The organism is Halorubrum sp. SD683 (assembly GCF_002135045.1).
In the GTDB taxonomy this organism is placed as follows: Archaea; Halobacteriota; Halobacteria; order Halobacteriales; family Haloferacaceae; genus Halorubrum; species Halorubrum ezzemoulense.
Genome location: NZ_NEWJ01000003.1, coordinates 57116 through 80212, shown reverse-complemented (window position 1 = coordinate 80212; position 23097 = coordinate 57116). Strand labels below are relative to the sequence as shown.

Here is a 23097-nt window from a genome sequence, read left to right as displayed (position 1 = left end):
GGCGACGTAAGCACCGCAGCGAGCGGAGCGACACAGGAGCGCAACGAGCGTACCGCGGCCTCGCGGCTGGGGCTTTGGAGGTTGTCACCACCGATCCACCAGCAACTGCGTGTGAGATATCGACGTATTAGTCGCTCGCCTCGACGGCCGTCTCGAAGACGACCCACTCGGGGTGGGCGTCGGGCTCGTCGGGGAGGTACGTCCCCTCAGTCCCGCACGCCGTGACGAGCCGACAGGTCGAGCGCTCGGGCGGCCAGACGACCTCGACGCGCTTGCCGCTGGCTCCCGCCTCGCTACCCTCCGTCACCCGAACCGTCACCTCCTGCCGGTAGGTGAACGTCGCGCCGGCGGGGTCGACGAGCGTCACGGTCACGGCGACCGCGTCGCCCTCGGGGTCGAACGGCACGGGGTCGCCCGCCTCGGGGTCGCCCGCGGCCGCCGCGCCGGGCAACCGGACGCCCTCTGGCGTCACCACCCAGTCGACCGCGAGCGAGTCGCCGAGGTCGCTCACCGTGTAGGAGACGTGGTCCGGACCGCCCGGAGCGCCCCGTCGCGGGTCGACGCGGACCTGCGCGCGGGCGACGCGGTCCGGCACGCCGACGGTCGTCTCGGCGTCGATCCGAGCACCAGTGCGCCGGTCGAGCGGCTCCAGCTTCGGCGTGACGCGGGTCTCCGGATCCGCGGTCCAGACCCCCTGATAGCCGTAGCGGTACAGGGTGCGGTCCGGGTACGCGTCCAGCACCGCGAAGTTCTCGACCGGGTCGCGGTCGAGCGCGTACACGACCTCGCCGTCGAGCCCCGGCCCGTTCCGGAGGTACTGGAACGGGTGGTTCTGCCACTCGCCGTACGGCGTCGGCACGAAGACGAGCCCGTCCTCGAAGGTCGTCTCGTCGAACGGCGCGTACGCGGCCTCGTGTTTCGCGTCGACCGCGGCGTTCCGCTCGATCGGATCCGCGGCCGCGTCGACCGCGGCCACGCCCGCGACGACGACCGCGCTCGCGACGACGACCGCGATCGCCACGCGGGCGACCGTCCCCGAGGCGCCGCGGGAGACGAGCCGGTCGCGGGCCGCGGACAGCGCCCGGGCGGCGGCGGCGACGGCCAGCCCGCCGAACACCGACAGCGGGACGAGCAGGTCGAAGTGATAGAACGGGCCGAACAGCGACGCGAGCCCGTCGGTCGGGTCCGAGAGGTCGGCGAGCGCGTTGTGCGTCCCCCAGAAGTAGAGGTTCCCGACGACGACAGAGACGGCGACGCCGACGAGCAGCGCCGTCGCTGTCCGTCGGAAGCCGGGCGTACCGGACGCGTCGTCGGCCGCCCGGTCGTAGAGGAGTCCGCGCGGATCGCCGGTCGCGCGCCACCCGCGGAGCGCGACCGCGCCGCCGACGAGCGCCGCGAGCGTTCCGAGCGGGCCGGCGGCGAACCAGCGGGTCGCGATCTCCCGGAGCGCGTACCCGTTCGACTCCAGCGCCAGCCCGAGCGTGTAGTCGACCGAGTGGCCGAGGATCCGGCGCTCGCCGAAGCCGGGGCCGTCCATCGGCGCGAACACCTGGTACGGGAACACGAGCGGGGACCCCGTCATCCGGGCGTTGTACGCGAGCGTGACGCCGACGAACAGGGTACCGAACAGCGCCGTCAGCCCGTGGCGGCGGACCGGGTCGGGGAGCCCGCGGACGCCGGCGTCGACCAACGCGCGCGGCGTCGACGCCGCGGACTCGGCGCCGAACCGCCGGGTCGCCGACGCGACGCGCCACAGCGCGTGACAGATGAACGGGGCGGCGAACAGCACCGCCGTGTACGGCCGCGCGAAGAAGGCGACCCCGATCGCGAGGCCCGCGACGCCCGCGGCCCGGAGGGACTCGTCCCGGACGCTCCGGAGGTACGCGACCGCGAAGACCAGGTTGAAGAGCGTCGTCGGCGCGTACGGAAGGAACGCCGAGGAGGTCGCGATCGCCATCGGCGACGCGGCGAAGAGGACGGCCGCGGCGAGGCCCGCCCGGCGACCGACGGCCGCGGAGCCGAGCAGGTACACCAGAGCGGCGTTCCCGGCGGCGACGACCGCGAGAGTCACGCGCGGCTCGCCGAACAGGGCCATCGAGACGGCGAACGTCGCCGCGGGAACGGGGTTGTACTTCGGGTAGAGCCGCCCGCCGTCCTCGATGAAGAACCACGGGTGGACGGCGTCGGCGAGCGAGCCGGCGTGGAACGCCAACTGACCGTCGAGGAGGAGGGCGGCCTGCGTGAGGTAGACGCCCTCGTCGTGGTTCGCCGAGTGGTGCGAGAAGACGGTGACGGCGACCGCGAACGTCAGGGCGCCGGCGGCGACGGCGACGAGCGCCGCGGCGAGGCTCACCCGGTCGGCGCGTTCGAGTCGCTGGCGGAGGCGGACGAGGAGCCGGCGGACGCGGGCGACGAGCCGGCGGGGACGGAGCAACGGTGGGAAAACTGACACGGTCGGTGGAGTGAGGCTGTGAGCGTGACGGGCGCGCGGCGCGACGCGGGGGTGAGGCGGCGGCTCAGATCTGGACGCCGGCGTCGCGCATGAGGTCGATCGTCGGTTCGAGGTTGGACAGCTCCGAGAGGTCGATGTCCGGGACGTCGAGCTCGTCGATCGTCGGGAGGTCGCCAATCGGCTCGACCTCCGGAATCAGCGGGTACTCGAAGGTGGAGCGCGCGAAGTAGTCCTGCGCCTCCGCCGACAGCAGGTGGCGAACGAAGTTCGCGGCGAGGTCAGCGTTCGACGCGGTGTCAACGACCGCGGCGCCCGCGACGTTGAACACCGCGCCCGCGTCGCCCTGCGTGAAGGAGGTCGCGATGGGGGCCTCCGGGTTCCCGTCGAGCACGCGCTGGATGTAGTAGTGATTGGTGAACGCAGCGTCGATCTCGCCGTCGGCGATCTCCTGACACGCGCGGAACTCGTCCGGGTACGTCGCGGCGCCGCGCTCGACCATCGCTTCGAGCCACTCGCGGGTGGCCTCCTCGCCCTCCAGCAGCCGCATCGCGGTGACGAACGCCTGCGCGGAACCGTACGACGGCGCCCAGCCGAGGTCGCCCTCGAACTCGTCGGGGTACGCCATGATGTCGTCCGGGAGCCCGTCTTCGGAGACCGACTCGGTGTTGTACGGGACCGTCCGGGCGCGCCCGGAGGTGCCGACCCACTGCTCGGTGTGGAACTCCCCGCGGACCTTCCCGGTCACGTCGTCGGGGAGCGCCTGCGTGCGTCCCGCGTCGGCGAGCGCGCCGAGCGAGCCAGCGTTCACCGAGTAGAACACGTCGGCCGGCGACCCCTCGCCCTCGTTGATGATCGCGTTCACGTGGTCGGTTGAGCTGTTGTACCGAACGGTCAGGTCGAGGTCGTCGTACAGGTCGTCGATGTAGCCGACGAGGTCGCCGACGAGGAACTCGCCGCGGCCGGAGTAGACGGTGAGTTCGCCCTCCAGCGCCGGCATCTCCGCCATCGGCGTCCCGCCGGGGGCGTCGCGCCCGGCGCGACCGGAACCGATCTGCCCGATCGCCGGTCCGCCGTCGCCGCCGTCGGAACCGTCTTGATCGTCGCTCCCCGTACAGCCGGCGACCCCCGCGACGCCGACCGCGCCGGCCGCCGCGAGGAACTTCCGCCGTCGAACGTCGCGCCCGTCTCGTGCGTCGGATTCGTGGGTCATCATGTGTTTTAGGCTTGCCTAAATGGTTTTAGTCGTGTCGGTTCAGTCGTCCGCGGGCGCCGGCGTCCGCCGGATCGCGTCGAGGCAGTCGAGCCAGTCGCGCATGTACTCGCCGCAGTAGTTGAGGAACGCGCCGTTGTTCGACTCGTCGAAGTCGCCCTCGGCGAGCGCGTCGGCCATCGCGTCGAAGACCGCCGCGTACGAGTCGGCGTCGGCGCTCGCCTCGTCGACGACCTCCCAGACGTGCTCGTTCAGCTCCAGCCCGGCCACCTCGTTCGCGAGGTCGTCGAACGTCGAGCGCGGGGCCTTGTTGTGTTCACAGAGCGGGTCGCCGTTGTAGATGCGCTTGCCGAGCACGTCGCAGGCGCGCTTTAAGAACAGCCCCGACCAGATGTCGTCGAACCGCCCCACGTCCCACTCGTTGTCGTCCATCGGCAGCTGGTAGAACGCCGGGATCACCTCGCGGCGGAACGCGAGGTTCATCGAGCAGACGGTGAGGTAGTTGCCGCGCGCGGCGACGAAGTCGCCGCCGAAGTCGTCGGCGGTCGTCCGCGTCTGCGCCTGGCCCTCCAGGTCGCCGTCCATCAGGATCCGGACCGCGTCGAGGTCGGGGACGTTCGTCCACAGCCCCTGCGAGGCGACGACCTCACCGGCCTCGACGTCGACCGCGTCGGTCTCGACGGTCTCGCCCATCGCCGAGTACGGGTAGCCGCGCGGGTAGAGGCCGTGCTCGTCGGCGTTGTCGTAGAGGACGTTCACCCAGTCCTCGTCGGAGCTGACGCGCTCGACCTCCCCCTCGAACGCGAGGTTCGCCATGTGTCGACCGAAGTAGTCGACGTCGTCGTGCGGGAGCGTGTCGTCGTCGATGAAGACGCCGTAGTCGAACGACTCGTCGGCCCACATGTACAGCAGGCCGAAGCTCGTCTCGGCGTGGCTCGCCGCCGGGACGACGTGGCCGTACTCCGCGACGCCGTTGGCCTCGTACCACTCCTCGCGGCGGCTGCCGTCGAACACCTCGCCGGAGACGTCGAGGTCGTCGAGCATCGCGCGCATCTCGTCGGTCTCGCAGAAGTCCTCGGTGACGAGGACGAAGTGGAGCCGCGAGACGTCGAACCCGTGCTCGCGGGCGTTGGCGACGTACGCGCGGAGGCACTCGTACTCCCTGATCGTCGGAACGATGACGCAGATATCCGAGCCGTCGCCGCTCGGGGCGGTAGCCGTCATACACGTTAGTTTTTAGGCTGGCCTAAAAGTTTAGCGGTCCGTCGTCGGCTGCGTCGCGGTCGCGTCGGGTTCCCGCTCCGACTCGTCGGGAGCGCGCGTCGGCGACAGGTCGAACGCGGCCGCGACGGCGCCGCCGCCGGCGAGCGTGACGGCGTTCTTCAGCGCGTGGTCGAGGGCCGCCGCGGCGAGCGCGACCTCGGCGGAGATCGGCGTCGCGGCGACGACGATCCCGGTGAACGCCGCCTCGTACAGCCCGATCCCGCCCTGCGAGAGCGGCAGCACCTTCGCGAGGTTCCCGGCCGAGACGGCAAGCGTCCCGACGACGGCGAGCGCGACCGGATCGACGGCCCCGCCGAACCCGCCCACGAGCGTCGCGAGGACGAAAACAGCGGTCGCGACGTCGAGCGCCCACACGACGCCGCTCGCGAGCGACACCCGAACGAGCGCGCCCGCGTCCGCGGCGACGACGCGGACGGCGGCGCCGAACCGGACCGCCGCGTCGACGGCCCGGGCGAGCCGGGATCCCGCAGCGCGATCGCGGAGGGCCGGACCGAACTGCCGATCGCTCCGAGCGACGACGACGGTGAGCGCCGAGAGCAGCGCGGCCGCGATCGCAGTGCCCCCGGCGACGACGAGCACCCGACCGGAGCCGTCGGGCGCGACGACCCGCCCCCCGGCGAGGCGGACGGCGAGCGCGGCGCCGCCGAGCGCGCCGAGCGCGATCAGGTCGAAGGCGCGCTCGACCGCCAGCGATGCGACGCCGGTAGCGTAGGGGACCTCACGGCGGTCGTTCAGCAGGTACGCGCGCACCCCGTCGCCGGCCCGGGCGGGGACGATCAGGTTCGCGGTCTGGCTCGCGAACACGGTCGCCGTGAGGAACGCCGTGCGACACCGGTGTCCCATCGGCCCGAGCACGTCGCCGTACCGCCGGCCGCGGACGGGCCACGACGACAGGTACGCGACGAGCGCGGCGGAGACATAGACCGGGTCCGCGGTCGCGACCGCGTCGACGACGGCGGCGAGGTCGAGGGTCCGCGTCAACACCGCGCCGCCGATCGCGAGGACGAGGACGGTTCCCGCGACCGCGAGCGACCCCCGAGGGACGCGCGCTCGGAGCCGGGAGAGGCGCTCGCGGAGTCGAGCGGCGGCGGTTCGCGGTCTCATACGATTATTTAGGTCACCCTAAAGAACATAACGCTGACGGTTCGCCGAGGCGAACCGGCGGAGCGGGCCGGACCCGGCGCGACGCAACACGTTTGTTCGCGGGAATCGAACAACTACGCATGAGCGCGAACGAGGCAGACGCCGGCGCTGCGACCGAGGACGTGCGGATGTGGCTCGTCGAGCGCACGTACTCCGACGACGAGCAGAACATGGTGATCCTCACGTACGCGACGCCGGACGGCGAGCGCTACTTCCGCAAGGAGCGCGCGCTCACCTCCTTCACGGACGTGCGCGACACCACGGCCGCCGTCGACGCGGCGCCGTCGAACGTCGGAGCCGTCGACGACCCCGACGACCGCGAGCGCTACGCCGCCGAGGCGACGCGGATGGCCCGCGTCCACGACCCCGACGACGTCATCTGAGCCGCACCGCGGACGGGCCGCGAGCGACCGGGCCGCACAGCCTTTTACCGCCCGGGCCCAACGCCCGGCCGATGCGCGCCACTCTCGAAACGCTCGGCGTCGCCCTCCTCATCGGCGCCGCGCAGGCCCTCCTCAGCGTCGTCGGCCTCGCCGGACTGTTCGCGCTGTCGACCCCCGTCGCCGTCGCTCCCTGGACGCTCGTCACGAGCGTGTACGCGCACGGCTCCGTCGGCCACCTGCTGGCGAACGCCCTCGCGCTGCTGCTCGTCGGGCCCCTGGTCGAGCGCCGGACGACCCGCACCCGCTTCCACGCGTTCGTGGTCACGACGGGCGCGCTCGCGGGCCTCGCGCAGGTGACCCTCGGGAGCCTACTCGGCCCGCCGGTCGCCGTGTTGGGGATCAGCGGCGCGGTGTTCGCGCTCGGCGGCTACCTCCTCGCGGGAAACGTCGTGAGCGAGACGCTGTTCGACCGCCTGCGCCTCTCGCCGCGAGTCCAACTGGTCCTGTTCGGGCTCGTCGCCGTCGTCCTCACCGCGACGACGGCCGCGCCGGGCGTCGCGCTGATCGCGCACGCGACCGGGGCGTTCTGCGGGCTCGTCGCCGGACGCGTCGGCCTGCTCGACGCGCGGTGACCGGAACCGGACCGGACGGTGGGCGCGGGCCGCGATCGACGGCGCCGGGGCTAGGCGGTGTGAAAAACGAAAGGGGTGAAAGAGAAACGCCCTAGCGCTCAGTCTTCGAGAACGATCTCGATGCTGACGTCGTTCGGCACTTGGACGCGCATGAGCTGGCGGAGCGCGCGTTCGTCGGCGTCGATGTCGATCAGACGCTTGTGGACGCGCATCTCCCAGTGCTCCCACGTCGCCGTCCCCTCACCGTCCGGGGACTTGCGCGACGGGATCTCGAGCGTCTTCGTCGGCAGCGGGATCGGGCCCGACAGGGCGACTCCCGTCGAGTCCGCGATCTCGCGGACGTCGTCGCAGATGTCGTCGAGGTCCTCGGGGCTCGTGCCGGCGAGGCGGACGCGTGCCTGCTGCATCGATTATCGCTCGTTGACGTCCAGCACCTTGCCGGCCGCGATGGTCTGACCCATGTCGCGGATGGCGAAGCTGCCGAGTTCCGGAATCTCGCCGGACGGCTCGATGCTGAGCGGCTTCTGGGGACGCACGGTGACGACCGCCGCGTCGCCGGACTTGATGAAGTCCGGGTTCTCCTCGGCGACCTCACCGGACGAGGGGTCGATCTTCTGATCGATGGACTCGATCGTACAGGCGACCTGCGCCGTGTGGGCGTGGAAGACCGGGGTGTAGCCGGCCGTGATGACCGACGGGTGCTGCATGACGACGACCTGGGCCTGGAACGTCTCGGCGACGCTCGGCGGGTCGTCGGCCGGGCCACAGACGTCGCCGCGGCGGATGTCGTCCTTGCCGATGCCGCGGACGTTGAATCCGACGTTGTCGCCGGGCTCGGCCTTGGGCACCTCTTCGTGGTGCATCTCGACCGTCTTCACCTCGCCGCCCACGTCGGACGGCTGGAAGGAGACGTTGTCGCCGGTGTTGAGGATCCCGGTCTCGACGCGTCCCACGGGGACGGTCCCGATACCGGAGATGGTGTACACGTCCTGGATCGGCAGGCGGAGCGGCGCGTCCGTCGGCGGCTCGGCCTCCGGCAGGTCGTTGAGCGACTCCAGCAGGGTGGGGCCGTCGTACCACGAGGTGTTCTCGGACGCTTCGGCGACGTTGTCGCCCTCGAAGGCCGAGATCGGCACGAACGTGGTGTCGTCGGTCGCGAAGCGGACCTGGTTGAGCAGGTCCTCGACCTCGCTGATGACCTCCTTGTAGGAGTCCTCGCTGTAGTCGACGAGGTCCATCTTGTTGACGCCGATGATGAGCTCGTTGATCCCGAGCGTGCGGGCCAGGAACACGTGCTCGCGGGTCTGGGGCGCGACGCCGTCGTCGGCCGCGACGACGAGCACCGCGTTGTCGGCCTGCGAGGCGCCCGTGATCATGTTCTTCACGAAGTCACGGTGGCCCGGACAGTCGACGATGGTGAAGTAGTACTCGTCGGTGTCGAACTCCTGGTGGGCGATGTCGATCGTGACGCCGCGCTCGCGCTCCTCGGCGAGGTTGTCCATCACGTAGGCGAACTCGAAGCCGCCCTTGCCCTTCTCTTCGGCTTCCTCGCGGTGCTGCTCGATTACGTGCTCGGGGACGCTCCCCGTCTCGAAGAGGAGGCGACCCACGAGCGTACTCTTGCCGTGGTCGACGTGGCCGATAATGGCCAGGTTCTGGTGCGGTTTGTCACTCATGGGGTAATCACGCGCTAAGGCGCTCTGTGAGTAAGTTTCGGTTGATTCCACTAAAACGGTTTCGATACGGCCCACAGAGTATCGTGCCGCCGTCTTGCGATTCTCGACAACCCGGGGCACGCCACACGGCCGCACGGAGACCGTCGGTGGGCGAGTCGGGCGTCGGCTACTCCAGCCGGCCCACGTCGCCGAGGACCGCGCTCGCGGTCTCGGGGCCGCCCGCGCCGCGGCCGGAGATGTTGAGCCGGCCGGCGTGAGAGGTCTCGATCTGGACGATGTTCTGGGTGCCGGAGACCGCGAGCGTGCCGTTCTCGGGGACGAGCCGCGGCGCGACGCGGACGGTCTCGCCCGTCGCCTCGCCGATCAGCCGGACCGTCCGCCCGTCCTCGGCCGCGAGGCGGAGCGCGGAGCCGGGCACGTCGCGGATCCCCGAGACGTCGGCGTCTTCGAGCGTGAACTCCCGGGCGTCGGCGGGGTCGTCGACCGCGCCGAACGAGAGCACGTTTGCGAGGATGACGCACTTCAGCGCCGCGTCGGTGCCGTCCACGTCGAAGGAGGGGTCCGCCTCCGCGACGCCGAGGTCCTGCGCCTCCGCGAGCACGTGGTCGTAGTCCAGCCCCTCGGCGGCCATCCGCGTCAAGATGAAGTTCGCCGTCCCGTTGAGCACGCCCCGGACCGCCGTGACGTGGCCGGGCTCGATGTCCTCGACGGTCGACACTGCGGGGATCGCGCCACCCACGGTCGCCTCGAACCGGATCTCGCCGTCGCTGTCGCCGACGGCCGCCCGCAGGTCGCCGTACCGCTCCGCGACGGGGCCCTTGTTCGCGAGGACCGCGTGGCGGTCGCGATCTAAGGCGGTCGTCACGTGCGAGAAGCCCGGCTCGGCGTCGCCGAGCGTCGTCGGCGTCGCCTCCACGAGGACGTCGTAGTCGGCCGCCAGCGCGTCTGCCGGGTCGTCGTCGCCGACGATCCCCTGTTCCGCCTTCCGCGCCACGACCGCGTCGGGGTCGACGCCGACGGCCTCTCCGCCGGAACCGCCCGTCCCGTCCGCGACGACCGCGGTCGACGAGTCGGCGACCGCGACGACCTCGTGGCCGTGTTCGCCCGCCAGCTCGACGACGGAGCGCCCGACGGCGCCCGCACCGATCACGGCAAGTCTCACGCCTCCACCCCCGTGAGTGGCTCAACGACGCGAAGGTCCTTCTCCGCGGCGAGGTCGCGGACCGCGGCGAGCGCCGCGTCCGTCTCGCCGGCCCGGGCTTCGAGCCGGAGCCGCGCGCTCGACACCTCCTCGGTGCCCTGCGGGGCCGCGAGCGACACGTCGGCGACCGACGCCGACTCGCAGGCCTCAATGCTCGAGAGCGTGTCGGAGAGGTCGGTGTCGATGAGGTGGCCGAAGAGGAGCAGCGTCACCTCCTCGGCGTACCGCTCCGTGCCGGCCTGCATCACGTTCACGCCCTCGCTACGGAGCGCGTCGACAATCTCCTCGAACCGGTCCGGCGTCGCCTCGAAGTCGACCTCGACCGGGATCCGGCCGCGGGGCGTCTTGTTCCCGCGCTCGTGGTAGATCGACAGGAGGTTCCCGCCGTTGTCGGCGATCGGGTGGAGCGCGGCGAGCAGCTGCCCGGGCTCGTCGACCAGCTCCAGCCGGACCGTGTGCGTCGAGACCGCCGTCGAGGCGTGGCCGCCGTCGGGCGACGCTCCCGAGTCGGGCTCGTCGACGCCCGCCTCCGCGTCGAGCGCGGCCTCCGGCGCCCCGTCACGACGGTCGCTCACGGCGCCACCTCCGGCGCCGCGCCGCGCCCGGCTTCATCGCGGCCGGTCGAGTCCGGATCGCTCGTCCGCGGACGCGCTCCTGTCCCCGACGTGGAGCGGTCGCTCGGTGGCTCCGTCGCGGTGCGCCGGGGGGGAGTCGTGCCCGTCTGCATACCCGAACGGAGTCGGACGATCCGGTATAAGCCTTCGGCGCTGGCAGGCGTTGCCTCGCTTCCGTGCCTGTCAACGCGGCGCACGGTTCGGGGAGGTCTGCCGCGATCGACGGCGTCGGGGCTCTCAGGCCGAAGACACCAGAGAGAAGTTGACCGCAGAGACCGCGGACCGCGTCGTCGACTTAGAAGTAGTCGATCGACTGCGGCAGTTCGAGCTTCATCCCCTTGCGCTCGCGGATCTCCATGATCTTCTCGCGCTGGAGATTATCGACGAGGACGCGGAAGCCCGCGTTCTCGGTGTTCCACGAGGCGCGGCCCTCGGTGGCCGAGCGGATGTCGGAGGAGAACCCGATCATCTCCTCGACGGGCGCGATGCCCTCGACGACCATGAGGTCGCCCTCCTGGTACATGTCGTCGACGCGGCCGCGACGACCCTGGATCTCGCCGGAGGCCGCGCCCATGTGTTCGCTGGGCACGTCGATCCGGACGTCCTGGATCGGTTCGAGCAGGCGGACCTCGCCGTCGATCAGCGAGCGGTGGACCGCGTCGCGGACCGCCGGGATGACCTGCGCCGGACCGCGGTGGATGGTGTCCTCGTGGAGCTTCGCGTCGTGGAGTCGGAACAGCGACCCCTGGACCGGCTCGGCGGCCAGCGGACCGTCGTCGAGCGCCTCCTGAAGCCCCTCCAAGACGAGCTCCATCGTCTCGTTGAGGTGCTGGATCCCTTTCGTGTCGTCGATGAGGATGTTGGTCCGGTGGATGTCCTCGACGTTCTGGGAGGTGTCCTTGTCCATGCCGGCCTCCTGGAGCGCCTCGCGGCGCTCCAGTTCGGGCATGTCCATCGAGACCTCGCCGAGCTGGATGGCGTCGACGATCTCCTGGTCCATCGGCTCGACGGTGATGTAGAACTTGTTGTGGCGGTTCGGCGACTGCCCCTCGACCTCGCGAGAGGACTCCTGGGGCTGCTCGCGGAACACGACGATCGGCTCGCCGGTGATGACCGGGATGCCCTGGTTGTCGCGAATCCGCTGGGTGATCACTTCGAGGTGGAGCTCACCCTGCCCGCTGATCAGGTGCTCGCCGGTGTCCTCGTTGATCTCGATCTGGATCGTCGGGTCCTCCTTGGCGACCTGCTGGAGCGTCTCGATGAGCTTCGGCAGGTCGTCCATGTTCTGCGCCTCGACGGACTTCGTGATGACCGGCTCGGAGATGTGTTCGATCGACTCGAACGGCGTCATCTCAACCGAGGAGACGGTGGAGCCGGCGATGGCGTCACGCAGTCCGGTGACGGACGCGATGTTCCCCGCCGGGACACGGTCCACCTCCTCGCGTTCGGACCCCATGAAGAGCCCCACGCTCTGGATGCGGTTCTTCCCGGCCGTGCCGGAGACGTACAGCTCCTGGCCCTTCTCCAGCGTGCCGGAGAAGACGCGGCCAGTCGCGATCTCGCCCGCGTGCGGGTCCATGGAGATGTCGGTGACCATGAAGACGACGTCGCCGTCCTCGTCGACCAGCTGCATCCCCTCGGCCAGCTCGGTGTCCGGGTCACCGCGCCAGATGCGCGGGACGCGGCGGGGCTGCGCGTCGACCGGGTTCGGGAAGTGTTCGCAGACCATGTCGAGCACGACGTCAGACAGCGGCGTCCGCTCGTGGAGCTCCTGCCGCTTGTCGTTCTGTTCGAGCTCCATGATGTCGCCGAAGTCCATGCCGGTCCGCTGCATCGAGGGCATCGAGACGCCCCACTTGTACAGCGCGGAGCCGAAGCCGACCGTGCCGTCCTCGACGGAGACGGTCCAGTCCTCGGGGATGTCGTCCATGTTCTCGGCCATCCCGCGGATGAGCTCGTTGACGTCGGCGATGACCGACATCAGCCGCTCTTGCATCTCCTGGGGCCCCTCCTGGAGCTCCGAGATGAGGCGGTCGACCTTGTTGATGAACAGCGTCGGCTTCACGCCCTCGCGGAGCGCCTGTCGGAGCACCGTCTCCGTCTGGGGCATCGCGCCCTCGACGGCGTCGACGACCACCAGCGCGCCGTCGACCGCGCGCATCGCGCGAGTGACGTCGCCCCCGAAGTCCACGTGGCCCGGGGTGTCGATGAGGTTGATGAGGTGGTTGGTGTCCTCGTACTCGTGGGTCATCGAGACGTTCGCCGCGTCGATGGTGATCCCGCGCTCCTGCTCGTCCTCCTTCGTGTCCATCGCGAGCTGCTCGCCCGCGGTGTCCTCGGAGATCATCCCGGCGCCCGCCAGCAGGTTGTCAGACAGCGTCGTCTTCCCGTGGTCGACGTGGGCGGCGATGGCGATGTTCCGGATGTGCTCCGGGTTGTCCATCAGCCGCTCACATTCCTGAACGATCTTCTTGCGTCGGCCCATTATACCGAGTGTTACCGAAAGGAGGGTCAAAAGGGTAGTGTTTCGTCGCGGCCGATTCGCCGGGGATCACCCCCGATCCCCGGCGATTTCGTGTCGCACAGTGTCACGGAACGACCGCCGCGGGCGCCCGGGTCGAGACCCCGGCGGAGCGGGCATCGGCGCGGTTTTAAGGGCCGACTCGGGAAACGGTGAGTATGAACGAGACGCTCTCACGGCTCGTCGACAGCGGCGTCGTCGCGGTGCTCCGCGGGGTGCCCGCCGACCAGCTCATCGAGATCGCGGAGGCGCTCCGCGAAGGCGGCGTCACCGCCGTCGAGATCACCGCCGACACGCCGAACGTCGCGGACCTCATCGACGAGGTGACCGCCTCCTTCGACGACGAGGTCGTCGTCGGCACCGGTACCGTCCTCGACAGCGAGACGGCCCGGACGACGCTGATGGCGGGCGCCGAGTTCGTCGTCTCGCCGAGCCTCCACGAGGACGTCATCGAGACGTGTAACCGCTACGGCGCGGTCAGCGCACCCGGCGTGATGACGCCGACGGAGGCGGTCCGCGGCTACGAGGCGGGCGCCGACTTCGTGAAGGTGTTCCCCGCGAAGACGGTCGGGCCGGCCCACCTCGGCGCGATGAAGGGGCCGCTCGGCCAGATTCCGATGATGCCGACCGGCGGCGTCAGCCCGGACAACGCCGCGGAGTACGTCGAGGCGGGCGCGTTCGCGGTCGGCGCGGGCGGCGCGCTCGTCGACTACGACGCCGCCGAGCGCGGCGACTACGAGGTCATCACCGAGACCGCCCGCGAGTTCACGCGGGTGGTCGAGGAAGCGCGCGGCGACTGAACCCCGAGGGTCCGGCGCGGTGAGGCCCGCTCGACCCGCGGCCGCTCCCCCCACCTCACATGAAGTCCGCGATGCCGGACTGCTTGTTCGTGTCGTCCTCGAAGATCGACTCTAACGACTGGTCTAACACCTTCAGCCGCTGTTTCGTGTAGGGCCGGCAGTCGAACCGCTCCGCCACCTCGATGGCGGTGTCAACGTACTTGCTCACCGACCCCTCGTGGACGGTGAGGTTCACGCGGCCGCCGCACTCGCGGCACTCGCCCGTCAGCGGCATCCGCCGGTACTTTTCGCCGCAGTCGAGACAGCGCGTTTCCTGCCGCGAGAACGCCCGGAGGTTCCCGATGATGTCCGGCAGGAAGTGGTACTCGATCACCCGCTCCGCCACGTCGGTCTCGTCGACCGCGCGGAGCTTCCGGGCCAGCTCCAGCTGGGCGTCCATCTTCTCCATCATGTCGCCGAGCGTCTTGTACGCCGAGAGGTCCGGTCCCATCGCGATGTCGGTGGTGTCGTGGGTGTGGTCGAACCCGTGGTACTCGTCGTCGGTGCCGAGCGTGTCCTCGCCGATCTGGATCAGCTCCTCGACCGCCTCCGGGTCGGCCATCTCTCGGGACGCCTCGTACAGCTCTTTGGGGTACTCCCGCACGATGTCGACGTTGTGCGCCTCGTCGTCGATCTCGGAGGGATCGATTCGCGAGGACATCACCAGCGGCGCATCCATCCGCCCGCCGCGCTGATCGGGCAGAAATTCTTTCGAGAAGTTGAGCAGTCCGTCCATAAGCAGCATCACGCAGTCCTCGTCACCGTCACACTGACCGGAGTACACGTCGTTCGCGACGAGCGTGTTTGTCTCCTCAACAGTCAGACAGTATGTGAATTCGATGTCGGACTGGACCATCTCGACAGAGACGACTTCGTCAACCCAAACGTCGCCTCCGTCACCGAAGAGTCGCTGTGTTCGGGTATCGACGCGGTCCAGCACGTCAGTAAGCGTCTCGTCCTTGCGGCCGAGATGGAAGCCGATTCGGTCGGCGAACCGCACGGCGTTCTGTGATGTGATCTTGAGGACCCAGGATTCGAACGACTGCTCGCCGTCGTAGAACTCGGCCACCGCACCCGTCTTCGGGGTACGCTCCTCGCGATACACTTTCGTAGCGATACCGAACCGCTTGAGGGCTGCGATTAGGTCGGACTGTAGGTCGTCGCTCACCGTATGTGCGCGAACCTCGACGCGTTCGCTAGACGTACTTCCGTCGCCAGAGAAGTACGCCGCGAGGAACGTTCGGAGAATCGAGTCCGGTGCGGAGAGCACGCAGTCCGGGATTAGTTTCGTCTCCGCACGACTCCCGGCGTCAAGAACATCCGAGAACAGCGTCGTGACGAGGCGACTGGAAACAGTAATCTTCCATTCGTTCTCCTCGAACGCCTCAACGTCAAATACGTCGTCAAAGACGTCAATGATCTCGTCGCGTGGCACGTCGTCCGGCGTACAGATTGTCGTCTGGTAAAATGACCCAGCCTCCTGCCGGGTGAACCCTTCTGCAGCGTAGTATCCGAGCATCGTGCCGACCGTCTCGTCGACATCGAACTGACGCGAAATCGAAGCGCTGTCGCGACGGATTCCAAGTGTCACGTCGGTGGGAACGCGTTCGACGACAGTGTCGCAGTCGTACAGTTCGATCAGAACGCCGGCCGAGATGCTGTCGCGAGACACCCAGTTGTACACCGTCGACTGACTAACGTCGAGGAGTTCCGCAACAGGCTTCAGGTAGTTCTCGGCGTCTGTCGCATCATCGAGGAGTTGTTTGAGATTAGATTCGCCGAGCCCGCGGATCATCAGGTCGTCGTTCGAAACGGCGTCCGCGTCGAGGAATTCCGCGAGCAGGTCGAACGTCGCTGTTTCCCCGTCAACCGAGATCTGTTTCGGCGCAGGGAGCGCATCTTCCGTGGTTAATTCTCGGGCCGACACGCGCTCAATTCCATCGCCGGTCCACCGACGCATCGAGTGGTCGGGCGTCACCGTCAGCTCCTGTCCACTCTTTGTTTCGACGCGGACGAGGTGGTCAGGCGAAGGATGCTTCGAGAGTGCTTCAGCCCGTTGGAGCGTTTTTTCGCCATCCTCAGTTACGGACGGTACATACACATCGTCATCGAGTTTCTGGACAAGCGTCCCGAAGTCGTCCTCTTCAGCCGTTTCGGCGTCAAGTCGGTCCTCAACGAGTGTCTCGATGGGGTCGTAGTGCCACTTTCCGGCTTCGTCCTCGTACCAGATTTTCGTCTCCGGGTGGAAGCAGTTCCGCCGTTTCGCGGCGTGAAAGTACGGATGAGCGTATCCGACCGCGGCCGACGTGAAACCCACCACTCTCCCGACAGTCGCGGCGCTCGTGTGGGGGGCCATCCCGAAGACGAGCTCGCCGACGAGGTCGTCGCGCTCGTTCACCTCGTAGAAGCGGTCGAGCCCGTAGAACTGTTCGAGGAGGTCGTCGACGAAGTCGGCGGTCTTGAGCATGTGCTCGGCCGCGCCGTCCGAGAGGACGATGTCCTGGACGCGCAGTTCGACCACCTGGTCGTCGTGGCGCAGCGGCTCGCCGTCAATATCGGTCTCGTAGCCGAGCTCGCGGAAGTGGTCGGCGGTGACGTCGAGCTCCTCGGGCCGGACCGCGGTGACCGGGAGGTCGGTCATGTCGTACCGGACCGTTCCGTCCTTGAACGACGTGACGCCGTTCTTCGCGCGGAGGACGCCCTTCTCGATCGGCTCCGGCGTCTTGTTCCGCGAGGTGAGCCCCTGAACCCCCTTCAGGATCTCGAAGGCGGACTCGCGCTCGCCGACCGTCTCCAAGGCGGTGCGGTACGCGTCGTTGACGTCGACCACCTGATACCCCGCGGCCGTCACCTCCCACTCGCAGTTCGGGCACTCGACGCGGCCGGCCTCGTCGGGCTCGCAGACGGTGCCGCAGTCGTTACACTCGTAGTGCGGTTCGGTGTGCGTCTCGCAGTCGGGGCACAGCGCGGCGTAGGTGTGCTCGCCGCAGTCCGGGCAGACGCGGTCGGAGACCTCCAGTTCGTGTCGCCCCCGCCGGCCGGTGTCGTCCATCACGTTCGCGGCCTCGGCGACGTCGCGCTGGGGGCCGCCCGCCTCGTTGATCGGGAAGAGGGTGTGGACCGCCGGCGAGAGGTCGCGGCTCTCCGACTTCTCGGGGCGTCCCATCCGGTTACCGATGCGGGTGGGGGCCCGCTCGCGCACTTCGAAGGGGGCGACCTCGTTGACCGCGCGGATCGCGTTCTCGCCGTCGGCGTACTCCCGGGCCGCGGGGGAAAGGTCCGCGGGGTCCCACTCCTTCCGGAGGCCGCCGTCGATCCCGAGCGACCGCGCGAGCGGCCGCCACGTCGGGATCCGGAGGGCGTCCGGGGTCGCCGCGTGTTCGATCAGCAGCGACTCCAGCGTGTCTTGGACCTGATCCGTGCGCTCGATCGCGAGGACGCCCTCGACGACCTCGCCAGCCGCGATCGCGTCGGCGAGCGCCGCGAACGCGTCCACCGACACGTCGTGCCAGAGGTAGGTGTACTCCGGGTGGAGCGGGCAGTCGTGCTCGCGCGCCCACGAGAGCGCTCGGTCGACACCGGGGTGTTCGAGGTCGACGTGCGGGTCGTCGCGGAGCGCGCGGACGTCGGCGCCGGCCGCCTCGAACTCCTGGACCCACCACTCGGGGGCGTACGAGGCGGGCGCGAGCGGGTGGTTGTTCTCGACGAACTCCCCGTAGTTGACGAGGTACTCGCCCAGGTCGAGGACCTTCTCGACGCCGTTGCGGAGCTCCTTCGCCTCCTCGGGGTCGTCGATCCGGCGGACCTCGCCGTTCGCGAGCCGGACCGTGGGGCCCTCGATGGAGTCGACCGGGACGACACCGTGCGCCTTCCCCGGCCGCTCGGTCTTGATCTGCGTGCCGGCCGCGAGGAAGTCGTCGACGATGTGCATCGTGGCGGGGTGGACGCCGCCGGTCGCGAAGCCGTGGTTGCGCGCCCGGCCGTACCGGAGTCGGAAGCCGCCCGCCTCGCTCGGGTGGGTGAACACGGGCCGCCCCGCGATGAGGTCGCGGAGGAACTTCTGTGAGGGGTCGGCCCGCGGCGGTCCGGCCGCGTCGTCGGCCGCGCTCTCGTCTCCCTCGGTGTCCGCCGCGTCGTCGGCTTCGGCGTCGCCGTCACCGTCTCCCGTGCCGCTCTCGGTGTCCTCGTCGGCCGCGGCGCCCCCGTCGCCCGCCCCGTCTTTCCCGATCGTCCCGTCGATCAGGTCCTGGAGCCACGGCCAGTCGACCTCCTCGAGGTCACGGGTGTACCGCTGGATCTTCGGGGCCTTCAGCGCGATCCCCTCGGCGGCGACGAGGCACATCCCGCCGCGCGCGGAGTTGGTGTCGACGCGTTCGAGGTCGCGGAACCCCGAGACCTCCTCGTCGCTCGTCGCCTCCCCGTCGAGCATGACGGGGATGTGCTTGGCGATGAACTTCGACTCCTTGTCCTTCGGCGTGTACTGGAGCCCGGTGTCCTTGTCGTAGAGGGCGATCTCCTCGGCGTAGCGCTCGACCTCCACGTCGCGGGGCTTGTACTCGTCGACGTCGAGCAGCGACCGGGCGTAGTCGGCGACGAGCACGGACAGCGCCTGCGCCGTCCCGCCCGCCGAGCGGATCGGACCGGCGTAGTAGACGTTGACGAACTCCGTGCCGTCGTCGTTCTCCAACAGCTCGACGCGGTCGATCCCCTCGATCGGCGCGGCGACGACCCCCTCGGTGAGCAGCGCGACCGCGGTCCGGACCGCCCCCTCGATCTTCCCCTCGCGGGAGTCGTAGTCACCGACGTTGCCGTCGACGAAGTCAGTGACCAGCTCCAGAGCCGCCTCCTCGCGAGACATCTCGCCCTCCAGCTCGCGGACGCGCTCGGCGACGCCGTCGATGCCGAGGATGTTCTCGACGCGGTCGGCCATGTCGCGGGCGATCGGGATCTCGATCTCCGGCTCCGGGTCCCGGCCCTGCTCTTTGGCCGTCTCCGCGACATCCCACGCCTCGTCGAGCCGCTCTTCGATCCGCGCGAAGTAGCGCTCGTCGTCCGGTCTCATCGGGCCTCTGGGGTCCGGTGGCGCGGTCGACGGGTCACAGCCACAGGTCGAGGTCCGTCGCCTCGTCGTGCGAGCGCTCCAGCGGCTCGGCGAACGCGCGCAGGTGACACTCGCCGGCCCAGACCGTCGCCGAGTCGAGGTGCCCCGCGAGCGCCTGTCCGCTCGGCCGCGAGAGGACAGCGTGGGTGTGTGCGAACACGTCGCCCCCCAACAGCGAGACGTTGCCCACGCAGGCGGCCACCTCGAGCGGTTCGTCGAACGTCACCGAGCGATACTCGGTCTCATCGTGGTCGTAGAACCAGACGTCCGCGTCCTGGACCGCACCGAGCGCCGTGAACCAGCCAGCCTCGACGTCTTCCTCGCGGGCGAGCGACTCGATCTCCTCGCGCCAGTCGGCCCCCGTTTCGAACCGCGCGACGTACTCCGCCGTTGGTTCGACCTCGCGGTGGTACATAGCAACTCCCCACGGCGGCCGGGGAGAAAAAGGCTTCAGTCGGACCGAGGAGGACGGCGGACTCAATTCGATATAGCGTTATGTGATACATCTAGCGACGACAGCGAGAGTCAGAGAGACGACAATAAGGCCGAGAGAACGCGTCTACACCGTAGAAACGGTGGATCTACAGAGATAGGCGGTTCAGTAGCTGACGGCGTTGCGACTCGCGGAGCGGAAAGAGAGGAAAGGCGTGTTCGGCCGGGTTCAGAACGGCGCCTGGGGGCCTTCGTCGTCGCCGTCGTCGTCGGTCGTCTCCCCGGGGAAGGAGGGAGACATCCCGCCGCCGCTGCTGGTGCCGCCGAGGTCGCCGTCGGCGCCGGCCGACGCGCCGGTGTCGGCGTGGACCGTCTCGATCTCGGGGATCTCTTTGACCATCCGGGACTTGATCGCCTGGATCGTCATCGGGGAGATACCGCAGCCGGAACAGGCCCCGCCGAGCTGGACCGTCACCTCGCCCTTCTCGCGGTCGAGGTGGGCGATGGCGGCGCTGCCGCCGTGCATCTGGATCTGCGGGAAGTTGCGCCGCAGGAAGTTCGTGATCCGCTCGCGGAGTTCGTTGTCCGCGTCAGCCGTGTCCGTGCTCATGCTCGCGAGTTGGCGGGCACCGGGCTTATGCCTTTGGTTCGGCCGGATCCGCTCCCGTCGCGGGCCGCGTCGGACCCCTACTCCGGTCGGTCGACCCCAAGGGTCCGGTACAGTTCGGACTCGATCCGCTCGACGTACTCCTCGAGCGTCTCCTCGAACGTCTCGTCGTCGACCGCGACGGCGCCGCGGATGCGCTCGCGCGGGTTCTCCGGGAGCTCGACGCGGAACTCACCGTCCTCGTAGAACGGCTCCGACTCGTTGAGCACGGTCTGGTCGATGCCGTGGATCAGCTCCGAGTCGTACCGGTCGTTCATCTGGTTGAACGCGTTCTTGTACGCCCGCTGGAGCTCGTTGAAGTAGTGCGCGTACTTGTCCTCGAACTTCTCCGGGTCGAACTCGTCGGCCATGTCGCCAGCGAGGGCTCGGCGGGAAAAAAGCCGGTCGATCGCCCCCGAGACGCCGAAACGGGGGCCCCCTCGAACTCGCGGTTCGGGGAGAGATTCGAACGTGGCCGACAAGATAAATTATATGTCGCGATATAGAATTTGATCGGCGCCGGTCACCGGGTCCGAAGCGAGAGTCACGACTCGGCGGCCGACAGCGAGAGGCTCGAACGGCGGGCGACGACGGAGCGACGCACCACCGGCCCGCGTTCGGCGGGGGCAGAGTCAGAGAGAAAACCGGGAGCGCGGCGATCGGGTTACTCGAGATCGAAGCGGTCGAGCTTCATGATCTCGCTCCACGTCGCGGCGAAGTCCTCGACGAACTTCTCCTCGTCGCTGGCGTACACGTCCGCGATGGTCCGGAGTCGCGCGTTCGAGCCGAAGATGAGGTCGGCGCGCGTCGCCTCCCACGCGACCTCACCGGTGTCGCGGTCGCGGATCTCGTAGACGTCCTCGTCTTCGGTGACCGCGTCCCACTCGTACTCCATGTCGAGCAGATTCGCGAAGAAGTCGTTGGTGAGCGCGTCGGGCTCGTCGGTGAAGACCCCGCGGTCGGAATCGCCGTACGTCGCGCCGAGCGCGCGCAGACCGCCGGCCAGAACGGTCATCTCGCTGGCGGTCAGGTTCAGCAGGTCCGCCTTGTCGACCATGAGGTCCTCGACCGGCTCGTCGGCGTCGCCGAGGTAGTTACGGAAGCCGTCGGCCTCCGGCTCGAGCGCCTCGAAGGAGTCGACGTCGGTCTGCTCCGCCGTCGCGTCGACGCGGCCGGGCTCGAACGGCACCTCGACGTCGTAGCCCGCGTCGGCCGCGGCCCGCTCGACGGCCGCCGTCCCACCGAGCACGATGAGGTCGGCGAGCGAGACGCGGACGTCGTCGTCGCGCGACTCGTTGAACTCGGTCTGGGTCTTCTCGAGCGTCGAGAGGACGTCAGCGAGCGCCTCGGGCTCGTTGGCCTCCCAACTTCGCTGCGGTTCGAGGCGGATGCGGGCGCCGTTGGCGCCGCCGCGCTTGTCGCTGTCGCGGTAGGTGGACGCCGCCGCCCACGCGGTCTTGACGAGTTCGCCGGTCGACAGGCCGGACTCGAGGAGCGCGTCCGTGAGCTCGGCGACCTCCGCGTCGCCGACGGTCTCGTAGTCGGCCTCGGGCAGGGGGTCCTGCCAGATCATCGTCTCCTCCGGGACCTCGGTGCCGAGGAACCGCTCCGGCGGGCCCATGTCGCGGTGGATGAGCTTGTACCACGCCTTCGCGAACGTCTCCTGGAACTCTTCGGGGTCGTCGCGGAACTCCTCTAAGACGGCCCGGAAGTCGTCGTCGTGCTTCAGGGCGACGTCCGTCGTGAGCATCATCACGTCCTCCTTGTCGTCGGGGTCCGCGACGCCGGGCGCGGCGTCGTCGAGCTCGTCGTTCTCCGTTGTCCACTGCCACGCGCCGCCGGGACCCTTCTCCGGCTCCCAGTCGTAGGTGAGCAGGTTGTTGACGTAGCTCATGTCCCAGACGGTCGGGGTGGCGTTCCACGGCCCCTCGATGCCGCTGGTGATCGCGTCGGGGCCCATCCCCTCGCCGAACTCGTTGTCCCAGCCGAGTCCCTGAAGGTCGATGGGGGCGTCCTCGGGCTCCGGACCGAGGTTGTCGCCGTCGTCGGCGCCGTGGACCTTGCCGAAGGTGTGGCCGCCGGCGATGAGGGCGACGGTCTCCTTGTCGTTCATCGCCATGCGGCTGAACGACTGGCGGATGTTCTTCGCGGACCCTTCGAGGTCGGGCTCGCCGTTCGGCCCCTCGGGGTTCACGTAAATGAGGCCCATCACGGTGTTGCCGAGCGGCGCCTTGAGGTCGCCCTCCTCGTCGAAGCGCTCCTCGGAGGTCGTCTCGAACTCGCTCTCGGGGCCCCAGTCGACCGCGTCGTCGCCCCGGAAGTCGTCCTCGCGCCCGCCCGCGAAGCCGAACGTCTCGAAGCCCATCGACTCGAGCGCGACGTTGCCGGCGAGGACGATGAGGTCCGCCCACGAGAGCTTCTCGCCGTACTTCGTCTTCACTGGCTCCAGCAGCCGCCGGGCCTTGTCGAGGTTCACGTTGTCCGGCCAGCTGCTGATCGGGGGGAGGCGCTGGTGGCCGCCGGCGGCGCCGCCGCGGCCGTCGAGCGAGCGGTACGTGCCGGCGCTGTGCCACGCCATCCGGATGAACAGCGGCCCGTAGTGGCCGTAGTCGGCTGGCCACCACTCCTTCGAGTCGGTCATCACGTCTTCGAGGTCGGACTTGACCGCCTCGAGGTCGAGCTCCTCGAACGCCTCGGCGTAGTCGAACTCCTCGCCGTAGGGACCGATGTCGGCGGAGTTCTGATCGAGCAACTCCAGGTCCAACTGGTCCGGCCACCACTCTTGGGTGTTACTAGCCATCAAAAAATAGTGGCCCTTCTTTACGGATAATATTGTCTAATACGAGGAGACAATAATCGATATAACGGAGAGATTCTATCGAGAAACTGAAGTTCTGTTTTCCGATCTGCGAAGTCGGCGCCGTGGACCGCAGCGGCGCTCCGCGTGGCGTGCTCCGCCGGGA

Annotated in this window: 17 protein-coding genes; 3 read left to right on the top strand and 14 right to left on the bottom strand. The window is 69.1% G+C overall.

The annotated features are described in order from the left end of the window. Positions 1–127: 127 nt before the first annotated feature. From B9G49_RS02520 to B9G49_RS02505, 4 genes are all read right to left on the bottom strand, one after another. Positions 128–2353 (bottom strand): glycosyltransferase family 39 protein, encoded by a 2226-nt coding sequence (locus B9G49_RS02520; protein ID WP_233125146.1) that lies wholly within the window; start codon positions 2351–2353, stop codon positions 128–130. Positions 2354–2516: 163 nt separating this feature from the next. Beyond that, positions 2517–3665, bottom strand: a complete 1149-nt coding sequence (locus B9G49_RS02515) for an extracellular solute-binding protein (protein ID WP_086215312.1) — start codon at positions 3663–3665, stop codon at positions 2517–2519. Between the two features lie 39 nt (positions 3666–3704). Then, the gene (locus B9G49_RS02510; protein WP_086215311.1) at positions 3705–4886 is read right to left on the bottom strand and encodes an alpha-1 4-glucan-protein synthase; all 1182 of its coding nucleotides are present in this window, start codon (positions 4884–4886) and stop codon (positions 3705–3707) included. A 30-nt stretch (positions 4887–4916) separates the two neighbouring features. Then, on the bottom strand, positions 4917–6050 hold the full coding sequence (locus B9G49_RS02505) for a lysylphosphatidylglycerol synthase transmembrane domain-containing protein (RefSeq protein ID WP_086215310.1): 1134 nt from the start codon (positions 6048–6050) through the stop codon (positions 4917–4919). Positions 6051–6169: 119 nt separating this feature from the next. Between B9G49_RS02505 and B9G49_RS02500 the strand changes: the two genes are divergently transcribed. Both B9G49_RS02500 and B9G49_RS02495 read left to right on the top strand, forming a co-directional pair. Continuing rightward, entirely contained in the window at positions 6170–6472 is a 303-nt protein-coding gene (locus B9G49_RS02500; RefSeq protein WP_049932269.1) for a hypothetical protein, read from the top strand. A gap of 71 nt (positions 6473–6543) precedes the next feature. Continuing rightward, positions 6544–7104 (top strand): rhomboid family intramembrane serine protease, encoded by a 561-nt coding sequence (locus B9G49_RS02495; RefSeq protein WP_086215309.1) that lies wholly within the window; start codon positions 6544–6546, stop codon positions 7102–7104. Positions 7105–7202: 98 nt separating this feature from the next. Here the strand turns inward: B9G49_RS02495 and rpsJ are convergent, their stop codons facing one another. The 5 genes from rpsJ to B9G49_RS02470 form a co-directional block, all read right to left on the bottom strand. Further along, the gene (gene rpsJ, locus B9G49_RS02490) at positions 7203–7511 is read right to left on the bottom strand and encodes a 30S ribosomal protein S10 (protein WP_004048854.1); all 309 of its coding nucleotides are present in this window, start codon (positions 7509–7511) and stop codon (positions 7203–7205) included. A 3-nt stretch (positions 7512–7514) separates the two neighbouring features. Further along, positions 7515–8780, bottom strand: a complete 1266-nt coding sequence (tuf, locus tag B9G49_RS02485) for a translation elongation factor EF-1 subunit alpha (RefSeq protein WP_049932267.1) — start codon at positions 8778–8780, stop codon at positions 7515–7517. A 166-nt stretch (positions 8781–8946) separates the two neighbouring features. Continuing rightward, positions 8947–9942, bottom strand: coding sequence for a homoserine dehydrogenase (locus B9G49_RS02480; protein ID WP_086215308.1), 996 nt, complete (start codon positions 9940–9942; stop codon positions 8947–8949). Next, positions 9939–10556 (bottom strand): amino acid-binding protein, encoded by a 618-nt coding sequence (locus B9G49_RS02475; protein WP_049932264.1) that lies wholly within the window; start codon positions 10554–10556, stop codon positions 9939–9941. Before B9G49_RS02475 ends, B9G49_RS02480 begins: the two co-directional genes overlap by 4 nt. Positions 10557–10890: 334 nt before the next feature. Further along, positions 10891–13080, bottom strand: a complete 2190-nt coding sequence (locus B9G49_RS02470; RefSeq protein ID WP_049932262.1) for an elongation factor EF-2 — start codon at positions 13078–13080, stop codon at positions 10891–10893. A gap of 194 nt (positions 13081–13274) precedes the next feature. Between B9G49_RS02470 and B9G49_RS02465 the strand changes: the two genes are divergently transcribed. After that, positions 13275–13916, top strand: a complete 642-nt coding sequence (locus B9G49_RS02465; protein ID WP_049932261.1) for a bifunctional 4-hydroxy-2-oxoglutarate aldolase/2-dehydro-3-deoxy-phosphogluconate aldolase — start codon at positions 13275–13277, stop codon at positions 13914–13916. A gap of 55 nt (positions 13917–13971) precedes the next feature. Here B9G49_RS02465 and polC read toward each other — a convergent pair whose 3' ends face one another. The 5 genes from polC to katG all read right to left on the bottom strand — a co-directional run bounded on the left by polC (position 13972) and on the right by katG (position 22934). Then, positions 13972–19017, bottom strand: a complete 5046-nt coding sequence (polC, locus tag B9G49_RS02460) for a DNA polymerase II large subunit (RefSeq protein WP_086215307.1) — start codon at positions 19015–19017, stop codon at positions 13972–13974. Positions 19018–19051: 34 nt separating this feature from the next. Further along, a complete protein-coding gene (locus B9G49_RS02455) occupies positions 19052–19471 on the bottom strand; it encodes a PPC domain-containing DNA-binding protein (RefSeq protein WP_086215306.1) in 420 nt (139 codons plus the stop codon). 246 nt (positions 19472–19717) lie between these two features. After that, positions 19718–20098, bottom strand: coding sequence for an iron-sulfur cluster biogenesis protein NfuA (locus B9G49_RS02450; protein ID WP_049932256.1), 381 nt, complete (start codon positions 20096–20098; stop codon positions 19718–19720). Between the two features lie 77 nt (positions 20099–20175). Beyond that, positions 20176–20505, bottom strand: a complete 330-nt coding sequence (locus tag B9G49_RS02445) for a DUF5783 family protein (RefSeq protein WP_007995328.1) — start codon at positions 20503–20505, stop codon at positions 20176–20178. Positions 20506–20798: 293 nt separating this feature from the next. After that, the gene (gene katG, locus B9G49_RS02440; protein WP_086215305.1) at positions 20799–22934 is read right to left on the bottom strand and encodes a catalase/peroxidase HPI; all 2136 of its coding nucleotides are present in this window, start codon (positions 22932–22934) and stop codon (positions 20799–20801) included. Between the last annotated feature and the right edge of the window lie 163 nt (positions 22935–23097).

Coding starts and splice junctions, on each gene's coding strand:
- B9G49_RS02515 (WP_086215312.1), bottom strand. CDS start 3,665: ATGATGACCCACGAATCCGACGCACGAGACGGGCGCGACGTTCGACGG.
- B9G49_RS02510 (WP_086215311.1), bottom strand. CDS start 4,886: ATGACGGCTACCGCCCCGAGCGGCGACGGCTCGGATATCTGCGTCATC.
- B9G49_RS02505 (WP_086215310.1), bottom strand. CDS start 6,050: ATGAGACCGCGAACCGCCGCCGCTCGACTCCGCGAGCGCCTCTCCCGG.
- B9G49_RS02500 (WP_049932269.1), top strand. CDS start 6,170: ATGAGCGCGAACGAGGCAGACGCCGGCGCTGCGACCGAGGACGTGCGG.
- B9G49_RS02495 (WP_086215309.1), top strand. CDS start 6,544: ATGCGCGCCACTCTCGAAACGCTCGGCGTCGCCCTCCTCATCGGCGCC.
- rpsJ (WP_004048854.1), bottom strand. CDS start 7,511: ATGCAGCAGGCACGCGTCCGCCTCGCCGGCACGAGCCCCGAGGACCTC.
- tuf (WP_049932267.1), bottom strand. CDS start 8,780: ATGAGTGACAAACCGCACCAGAACCTGGCCATTATCGGCCACGTCGAC.
- B9G49_RS02470 (WP_049932262.1), bottom strand. CDS start 13,080: ATGGGCCGACGCAAGAAGATCGTTCAGGAATGTGAGCGGCTGATGGAC.
- B9G49_RS02465 (WP_049932261.1), top strand. CDS start 13,275: ATGAACGAGACGCTCTCACGGCTCGTCGACAGCGGCGTCGTCGCGGTG.
- polC (WP_086215307.1), bottom strand. CDS start 19,017: ATGAGACCGGACGACGAGCGCTACTTCGCGCGGATCGAAGAGCGGCTC.
- B9G49_RS02455 (WP_086215306.1), bottom strand. CDS start 19,471: ATGTACCACCGCGAGGTCGAACCAACGGCGGAGTACGTCGCGCGGTTC.
- B9G49_RS02450 (WP_049932256.1), bottom strand. CDS start 20,098: ATGAGCACGGACACGGCTGACGCGGACAACGAACTCCGCGAGCGGATC.
- B9G49_RS02445 (WP_007995328.1), bottom strand. CDS start 20,505: ATGGCCGACGAGTTCGACCCGGAGAAGTTCGAGGACAAGTACGCGCAC.
- katG (WP_086215305.1), bottom strand. CDS start 22,934: ATGGCTAGTAACACCCAAGAGTGGTGGCCGGACCAGTTGGACCTGGAG.